This is a genomic window from Aquimarina megaterium XH134 (assembly GCF_000520975.1).
GTDB classification, from domain to species: Bacteria; Bacteroidota; Bacteroidia; order Flavobacteriales; family Flavobacteriaceae; genus Aquimarina; species Aquimarina megaterium.
The window spans coordinates 47,621-56,673 of the sequence record NZ_JACB01000005.1 but is presented as its reverse complement, the minus strand read 5'-3'; the positions used below and the strand labels follow the sequence as shown (position 1 = coordinate 56,673).

General features: G+C 33.2%; 3 protein-coding genes. All 3 read right to left on the bottom strand.

Features of this window, described 5'->3' with window-relative positions; genetic code table 11:
- Positions 1 to 294: 294 nt before the first annotated feature.
- Genes Z053_RS0106250 through Z053_RS29895 form a run of 3 tightly spaced genes read right to left on the bottom strand, consistent with a single transcriptional unit; the run spans position 295 to position 8,991 of the window.
- Positions 295 to 768, bottom strand: coding sequence for a hypothetical protein (locus tag Z053_RS0106250; RefSeq protein WP_025664181.1), 474 nt, complete (start codon positions 766 to 768; stop codon positions 295 to 297).
- Complete coding sequence (locus tag Z053_RS0106245) at positions 769 to 6,447, bottom strand: fibronectin type III domain-containing protein (protein ID WP_025664180.1); 5,679 nt, start codon at positions 6,445 to 6,447, stop codon at positions 769 to 771.
- A 3-nt stretch (positions 6,448 to 6,450) separates the two neighbouring features.
- On the bottom strand, positions 6,451 to 8,991 hold the full coding sequence (locus Z053_RS29895; protein ID WP_025664179.1) for a TonB-dependent receptor: 2,541 nt from the start codon (positions 8,989 to 8,991) through the stop codon (positions 6,451 to 6,453).
- Between the last annotated feature and the right edge of the window lie 62 nt (positions 8,992 to 9,053).

The following is a 9,053-nucleotide window of genomic DNA, read 5'->3' as shown; positions in this document are numbered from 1 at the left end:
GCAAGTTTATTAATAAGCCTCATAGAAAATATCACGGTTTTCAGGGGTTTTACGTTTTTGCCTTACTTTTTTTGTAAAAAAACACAGTTAAAACCCTAATTATCAACACAAAAAACATTTCGGCTTTAAAAAAATGGTAGAACTTAGGAATGGCATATTCCTATATTAAAGCAAAAAAGCTCTTATATAGAGCTTTTTGTTGAGGTGAAGTCATTATTTATGAGAAGTCAAAAAGGTACTTCAAACTAGAATTTGTATATCGTTCAAAATCTATACTATTTTAATAGTATCAATTTATTTATATGGTGAGTAATCTGGAGGAACTTCTAACCATTTCTTAGAGAATAATAGTTCTTTAATTTCATCGAACTCAAGAATTTTTACTATCTCAGCTAGGTATTTTTCTACATTTTCATTTAATTTTTGTTCGTTAATAAAGAAGTCTTTATTAAAATATTCTATGTTCTTCATAGAGCAATAATCAATAATTGAAAATGATGATCTTTGACATTCGGAAGAATTACATTCAATAAAAAACTTTAATCCATTAAATTTATCTTTATTATCATTTATTCCATCAGAGATTAAAAACTTTAATTGTTTATCAAAAGTATTATTTAATACGATTATCTCTAACCAACCTAAATCTTTAGAATCTTCTACAATTTTAGAATTAAAAGTATCCGAAAAATCTTCAATATAAAACTGAAAAAATTGTATGAAAAGTTTTTCAATATTTTTAAAAAGTACAATTCGTTCTTTGTTCATTTAATCCCAGTTTATAGTATTAACCTCCATTTCATAAAAAGAACTTGAAGTATCTTCTCCTTTTGGATACCCAATATCTATTACGGTTACATCATCTAGTTCTACCTTTTCGATCCACATTTTATTAATTTCATACATTGGAGTTTTGACTATATGCTCAGGTTTAATATGGCCATTTTCATTCTTAAATTGATCCCATTTTGGGTTTTTAACCATATCTTCCCAAGCTGAGTCCACCGTCCACTTTTTGCCATTAATTATAAACTCAAAACCATCATCATATAGAGGTTTCAAATATAAGTCATTTAATACTTCTACATTTTTTCCTTCTGATTTTAATTTCTCGGCCACCTTTAAAACATGACCTTCCATTTTTCTTCCTATAACAATAATCTTATTGTTCTTTCCTCGCCTAACTCTCTGTATAGCAACACCTTCAATTTCATCTCCAATTTTAAAAACATTTCCTTTGTTAATCAATTTAAACCCAACTTCTTTTCCTTTTCTTAAGATGACATCTTCTTTATATTTACCAGCAAATTCTGCTCCATCTGCTTCATCCAGAAATTTTTTCTTAATTAGGTTTCCTTCTTTATTGATACGTGCTATTTCTTGGTTTTTTCCATCTATTACAGTTGTAATAATAACATCTCCTTTTTTGATTCCCGAAAACTTAACCGGTAAATTCCAATCAAGATTAAAAAGTTCGTTCGCCTGTTCTAGTCCACGAAACAGGTTATTCTTACTTACTGATGAACCATTATTTATAAGTTGATCAAATCCTTGAAAAGAGTTTTGATCACCATACGTAAATCGACTATGGGTTTTAGCTAGAATTTCTAAATTTTTACCATCGTTACCCAATCGAATATTTTCAAAAGATTCAAGAACTTTCCATGATTGTTCGAGTTCTGACTTTCTTGTAGGCGATGCCTCATCATACATTTGTTTTACTTTTGTATTTGTATACTTAGCATCTAGTAAAACTGTTCTTAACGAAGGGGTCACACCAGTTCCAACAACATCCAGATCGTTTGTCACTTTTTTTCCGCCTTCTGGTAATTTGTTTAGGGTATTAGGATCCTCTTTTAGTCTCTTTGATAATGCTTTTGCCTTATTTATAATAGTACCTCCTAAACCTTGTACTTTTATAGCTGTTTGAATATGTCCTAAATAAGTTCTTATTTCCTTACACGTTTCATCTGCATCACAGGTTTTAGAATACTTTAATAAGGTCTCTGTACTAGACAATAAAAACTGATAATTTTGAAAATCCTTAAGGGCAGTTTTTAAAGCACTTTGTTCCTTCAATTTCCAAAGTATACTTAGCCTTTCATTCGTTATCTTTTCATGCAACCTTTTCATCACACGATTAAAATCAGTTTTACTTATATTATCTGGTAGAAGACCTGGATTATTATCTACGTCATTACGAAGTTGTTTGGATAAATCATCCAATTCATCCATTCTTTTGGCAAAATCAGCAATCCCGTTTATCGACCCCAAAATATCTCCCACAAGAGCAAATTTTTGGCAAAAATTCATTCCTGTGTTTGTAGTCGGTGGTACTGCTGAAGTCTGACTAGGAGCACAGTAATCAGAGTATTTAAGCACCATATTGGTTACACTTACCATTGTCTCTGCATATTTCAGTCCTTCAAAAAATTGCTCTAACTTACCCAATGTTTTTATATGCCTTAACTTGGTAAGGTTACCTACCCCTGTAGCTGTAAGCGCAACTTCAAAAGCAAGTTGTACTCCTTGTTCTATGTTATTAGTACTATACTTTTCGTCAATAGCTTTAAGAATGAACATTGGTACTTTTGTCGATTTAACATTAATACCCGAACTGACAATCTTATCATATTTTGTTAATCGTATAGGGTCATAAATATCATATATTCCTCTAACAACAGGCTCTTTTTTTCCTTTCCGTACATTTCCATAATCATCATATCTGTAAGTCTGAACTTTTTCTATAAATTCGACATCAGTATTCTCATTTTTGAACTCAACTTCATAATCACTTAAATAAAAAACTCCAGATTTACTACTTTCATACGGTATGTCATATACTATGTCTGAATTGTATTTAGAGTTTTTCCAAGCTTTATAAATAACATTTATAAATCTTGTAAAATTATCCTTACCACCCCAATCATCTATCTTGCTATAAAGCTCTCTAAAAGCATTATTATCATTGATCTTCCTAGATTTTAAATCCGAAAGAAACATACTTTCTTTATCTTTCGCTATAGCTTTTATAATAGTTATCACTGCATCTTCTTCAGAAACTCCTTTATCATTAACCGAACAACTTAGCAGTATTTTTAAAGTTTGCCATAGTCTCTCACGATCAAAATCCAATTTATTAGCCTCTACTAAATAACCTGCTGGTATTTCAGAAAAATAGGTGTCAATATTATCACAATCAGTATTTCTAGTGATACCTCTTTCAGGGAAAAAATACTTCTCCAGATAAGCTATAATATGCTTAGAATACTTTGAAAGATTAGGTGATTTAAAGCTTTCCTTACGACCTATTTTAAAATCATTACAAAATGATTCTAATTGATCATGATGATCAAATTGAAATATAAAATTTTGTCCTTCTAAATTTGTTCTTAAAGTTAATTGATAATATAATCCTCCCGTATCATGTTTTTTAATTTCGAGTTTTTCTTTTCCAGGAGAGACACTAATTTTAATATCAGTTTTATGCGAAATTGGGTAATTTACAAGGTTAAAATTTAATACATTTCCTGAAAAATTAAAATTACGCTCACCGCTAAGGTTTACGATATTAATAGAAGCTCTATTTTTTAAAAAGGGTTTCCAGGTTAAAACATCATTAACTCCATGATATCTGTTCTGGATATGTTTTAGCATGGCTTCTGTTCTTTCTTTTTTTCTTTTGGCGATATTATTACTACTCTCCCCCTCTTCATCTCCTTGAAACCAATACAATTTAAATCCTGGAGCAAAGATGTTTTTCCAGTCCATATGGTTAAAGGCTGTACCTCCTTTATAATCCATCATAAAATGGGTAGTTGCTTCTGTAGTACCATATTCTTCGAACGGGTGTTCGAGCCCAAATACCCCATGCCCCAGTTCGTGAGCTATAGTTCTGGCATCATCTGTAGAACTTTGAAATATATACCCAAACTGACTTTTGAGTGGCATAAATCCTTCTATCTCTCTGTTTTCATTAGAGTTTACTCCTTTAAGGTCTGTGACAAAAACATAGTATGCGTCTTGCTTGTACTCACTAGTCGTTTTAAAATAAGCATTGATCGCTGCTTCCTCTGCGCTGTAGTGAGATAATACCCCACTATCTCCGGCATTAAGTACACCATACGGTTCTTCTTTATCCCAAATACTTTCTGGCACCTGAAATCGTTGCCCAACGGTAATATTAAAATTAACACCAACTTTACTATAGATCTTTTTAATTTCTCCTTCGACACGGTTTACCTTAGCTTTATTTACTGGGATCAGTACGATATTAACATTGGTAAATGCTTTGCTACCCAAATGCACTACATTAAGAACTCCTGCAATCGTACTTTTTTCACCTTTTCCTTTTTTTACCGTTGCCAATATTTTGGTTATTGCATAATCATAAGATTTTTTAAGAGTTAATGTCGCTACATTTTTATCCCAGCTAGCTGGAACTTCTACTCCGCTTTTTGTTTTAAATACAATATCTTCGTTAGCAATCGAATCGTCACTAAAATCTGCTACGGCTTTAACAAAATCATTTCCGCTTATATTAGATATTGCTTTAAAGGCCGGAGTGTAAGTTCCTCCTCCCACTACAGGAATAGAAGGATAGAATTCTTCTGTACCTAATTTGTCCTTGGCGCTGTCTGGTAGTGCATCAAAATTATAGTATCCCGATTCTATAAATGTAATCAAGACTCCCGTTTCTGAAATCTGTATAACCTTATTGTCTTCTACTCCTTCTGTATTATCATCTGTAGCTGGCCCATCTTCTGCCATCACGCCATCTAGTGCTCTTACTGTACCGTTTTCCTCTACTTTCCAGACCTTACCATCGCTACCTGAAATCTGTAAATCTCTCCCTCCGGGTACCAGAGCTTCCTCACCATTGGTTCCTGTAATAATTACTGCTCCATTCTCATCGACAGTGATACTCTCTATAATAAATCCAACCTCTACCTGGCTGGTTTCTCCTTCATCACCGGTAATAATTTCTACTACATCTGTATTGATATCTACAGTCATGGTTTCACTTTCTCCATACACCGGATCATATAAGGTTACGATCTCCCCTTCTGCCAATTGATTTTCGGTATTGATCAGAATATTATTAAATTTTACTCCATAGTGGGTTGACCTCAAATATGGTATCCCTACATAACCTCTTCCGGTAATACGACCATCAGCCTGATTATCAATTTCTACTATTCGAACGATAAAATCTCCAGCAGTAATTCTGTCTCCAATCTTTAGACCTGGATGTCCTTCTTGATTAGCAATAGCAATAGGGTCTGGTGTAATCCCGCAATCATAATTTGCAGTTTCATCCTGTGTTGTATCGGTAGTAACCTCTTGTATATCAGAATATTTTCCGTACTGATATTTACATTTTGCTTTTACTTTATATTCATATGTGGTCCCTGGCTTAAGGTCCCATATGGTTGTCCAACCACTATTGGTACGTTTGGTAAACCAGTAGGCATTAGGTCTGTTGGCTTCTCTATACGCAATAGTATATTCGCTATATTCTGAAGGGTCTTCCCCCCAAAAAACATTGATTTTTGAAATCCCTTTGGGCGCTGCAGTTACATTATCTAGCATACTACATGGTGACGTTTTAGAAAACCAAAAAATCTCGCTATTTCCTTCATTTTTAAAGAGACCAACCTCTTCAATACCTTGTAACGCTTTTGCTTTTACACGCCATGCATATCGCTTTTCTGGTAACAATTGCGGTTGTGCGGGGCCATATACAAATGAGGTAGATTTGGTAGTAGTTTCAAAAACAGGAACCTGAGATAAAAATGCAGTTTGTGGATCTACCTGGTCATCCCAAATCTCTACGATACTAAGTTCATACTCTACATTACTAACATTAATATGTCTTGGAGTCCATTGAAAAACAATATTCTCTGTTTCGGTTGGCTCTATATTAGCTCCTTTAAAAGGAAGGTTTAATAACGGAGGTTCATTATTATATAAAAAAGCACTTGCACACGTCTTTGATGATAAACGGTTACCTGTAGAAAAATCAAAAACTTCAAAACAAAATTGATAGCTACCTTCGGGAATAGTGCTACCATAGATATTCGAATTTATACCTTGTATATTTTGAAATTCGAAATAGGGCGCTAATGTCGTATTGGTTAGCACTAAAGGAACTCCACCATCAATAAATAATGAGGAAGCACCTATAACAACATCCCTGCTTTCGAAAGCAATACCATTACCTTCAAAATATACTTTTAATCGAATTTGCTCATTAGAAATGGTAATATCGCTAAGTAGCAATTGCACTCGCAACGGACTATTGATCGTAGCCTGATCTGCGTAATTATAAAAATTTACGGGAGCTGGCGGATTAATTTGTGGAACAACAGTGATAGGAAATCGTTGTGCCATCATTTGACCAAAACCATACAATATAATAAACAGGGTAAGTATCAGTTTTCTCATAGGTTAGTTCTTTTCTATATATTTTAAATCAAACTTATCCGGGTCGGTATAATTCAGAGACTTTTTCAGGTAAAAATCAATGATCTGGGTGATCATATATAATTTTATTTTCTGATCATCTTCCTCTTTATCTACCATACGGAATATATTATCTTTTTCCTGCTCCATTACTTCTTTGAGGAACGCATCAGGGTACTCTACTTTTTCTATAGTATTGTAACTTTTTATGATAGGCAATGTCCATCGATGTCCTATCAATCGGGCCAGAGCGGTTTCAGAATTTTGTTGAAATTCTTTGTATCTACTTTTTAATTCTGGTGAAGATTTCTGGCGTTGTTCTTCTGTTCTCTTGTGCATGCTATGGTTATCCACTGCGATTTTTGCCCTTACAAAAGCTTTTTCAAATGCATAATCAAGACGTAGCATGTCCTTTCTTAATTCTGTAAGGATTTCAAAAACCAATTGATTATACCCTGCGAGAAAATCTTCGTATTTGTATAATTCTTTTAGGAAATTAATTGCTTCTGGCTTATACTCTTTTGCTTTTCTTACATCGGCCACTACCAATCGTAACATCGTAAGTTCTTCTTTCTTATATTCGGGGATATGGTTAAAATGAGGATGATTTTGAACATTCTCTAAAAGGACGTCTATCTCATCCATAGTACCATGATATAAAGAGTCTCTATATCTAAAATCAAGTATCTCCTGTCCTCTGGATTTTCTGCGCCTTTTTAACTTACTGGCTTTTTGTTTTCTTTTTCTTTTAGGTAATTTTATTTGAGGGTTAAACTTGCCAAAAGTATAATTGTAACCAAAGGTTACTGTAAAATCTCTGCCCGATGTTGCGGCATTTCTAAACTGAGTTAAGATGTTAAGGTTAAAATTATGTCTCTTTATGTAGGTATAATTTCCTCCTATTCTTATATTGATAACTTCTCCTTGTTTTTCTCCGTTACTATTACTCTGATTATAACTTGCCGAAGCTGTCGTTCTTAGTTTTTTGTCAAAGTATTTTTTGGTTGCTGATAATGTAGGGCCATAAGTAAGGCTGTTATCCACACCTATAGTATTATAACTAACATTAACAGCAGCTGAAATATTTAAATCAGTATTAGGGTATCCCAGGGTATACGATGCATTTCCGTTATAGAAATTAGAATCTCCATTTTCTACAGTATGACCACCCTGCTTGTTTGTAGCATTTTGAAAAGATAGTCCAACATTAATATTTCGTTTTTGGTCTTCGGTATCCTTTAAAAGATAATTCACATTAAGATTTGCATTTTGTGAAATTTGCTGAAAATCTAATGTATCCAGGTTATCGGTTTGGGAGACTTCGTTGATATAATCAAACTGATTTTTAATATTAGTATAGGATTGAAAATTAGAATATCCTCCTGTTATACTTAGTTTTTCTGAAGCAGTGTACCCAATAGTAACAGCACTAACTACTCTCTGCAATTGTGTATTCTTCGTATTATCAAGATCATCTCTTTGAAGGCCTGCATTAAAAGCGATATTAACCTTATTTCCGAATAAATTCTGGGTAGCATTAAGTGTAATATTTTCGAGATCATTATTAAAAAAATAAGCTCCCAATGTTTTATATTCAGGGTCTATATATTCATATCCTATACCTACTGTACCATGTCCTACCGGGTAAGAGAAATTGGCGTTATAAGCTTTATAATGCTGGGTAGTAATGTTATTATCTATTAATGCAGATAACACAAATGGGGTTCCTTCTTCCCCTTTTGCATTTATATCTTCAGTTATTGCAGATGAAGCTACTTCTGCACGAATCTCTCCTTTACCAAAAAGCTTTACTTTTCCTTCTAAACTTACAACTACGTTATCTTTGGGTTGCAACTCGTATTCTACCGGCACAGGATTCTCAATAGAATTTTTATCATCAGAAGCTTTGAAAAAGATTGCTCCAATAGAAAATTTTTCAAAATCATAAGACGCTTTTACTCCATATCCCATTCTTTTATACGCAGGCTGGGATTGTGGATCATTAAGATTATATTCTGATTCTTTAAGCAATCGTCCATACATTGCACTAATCTTAAAAGGCCCTTCTGGAGTAAGATCTACTCCCAAACCTGTAAATTGATGTCCACTTAAAGTATATGGTGAAAATGTCATACTTACATCCCCAATATGTGTGGTCACCCATTTGTATGATGGGTGTATACTTAATCTGTTAAAGGAAAAAGGGTTACTGCTTTGAAATTTTTGATTAGAATATGAAAATGAGAAAGGAATATTGTATACTCCGCTAATATTTAAATTAACATTACCTGTAAGGAAGTATGTAAATGGTTCCCTACTAGATTGTCCATCATAAAAGATTGAATTTGCTGCCACGCCTCCGGTTAATTTAAATAATTTTGCTTTTCCTATTTGACCTAAATCCTGGCCAAATGCAATAGTTGAGAAGCAAAATAAAAAAGCAAAACAGAGTATTTTTGGGACCAAATAACAATATTTTCCTAATAAAAAACCTACGACATTATCCTTTTTCAATGGGGTATCCAAAAAACTAAAACACTTTTAGTAAAACTTCTTAAAACTATTCATATCCTTAGCACACCACCAAA

Excerpts from the sequence above, each read along its gene's own strand:
- Z053_RS0106250 (WP_025664181.1), bottom strand. The coding sequence starts at position 768 with ATGAACAAAGAACGAATTGTACTTTTTAAAAATATTGAAAAACTTTTC.
- Z053_RS0106245 (WP_025664180.1), bottom strand. The coding sequence starts at position 6,447 with ATGAGAAAACTGATACTTACCCTGTTTATTATATTGTATGGTTTTGGT.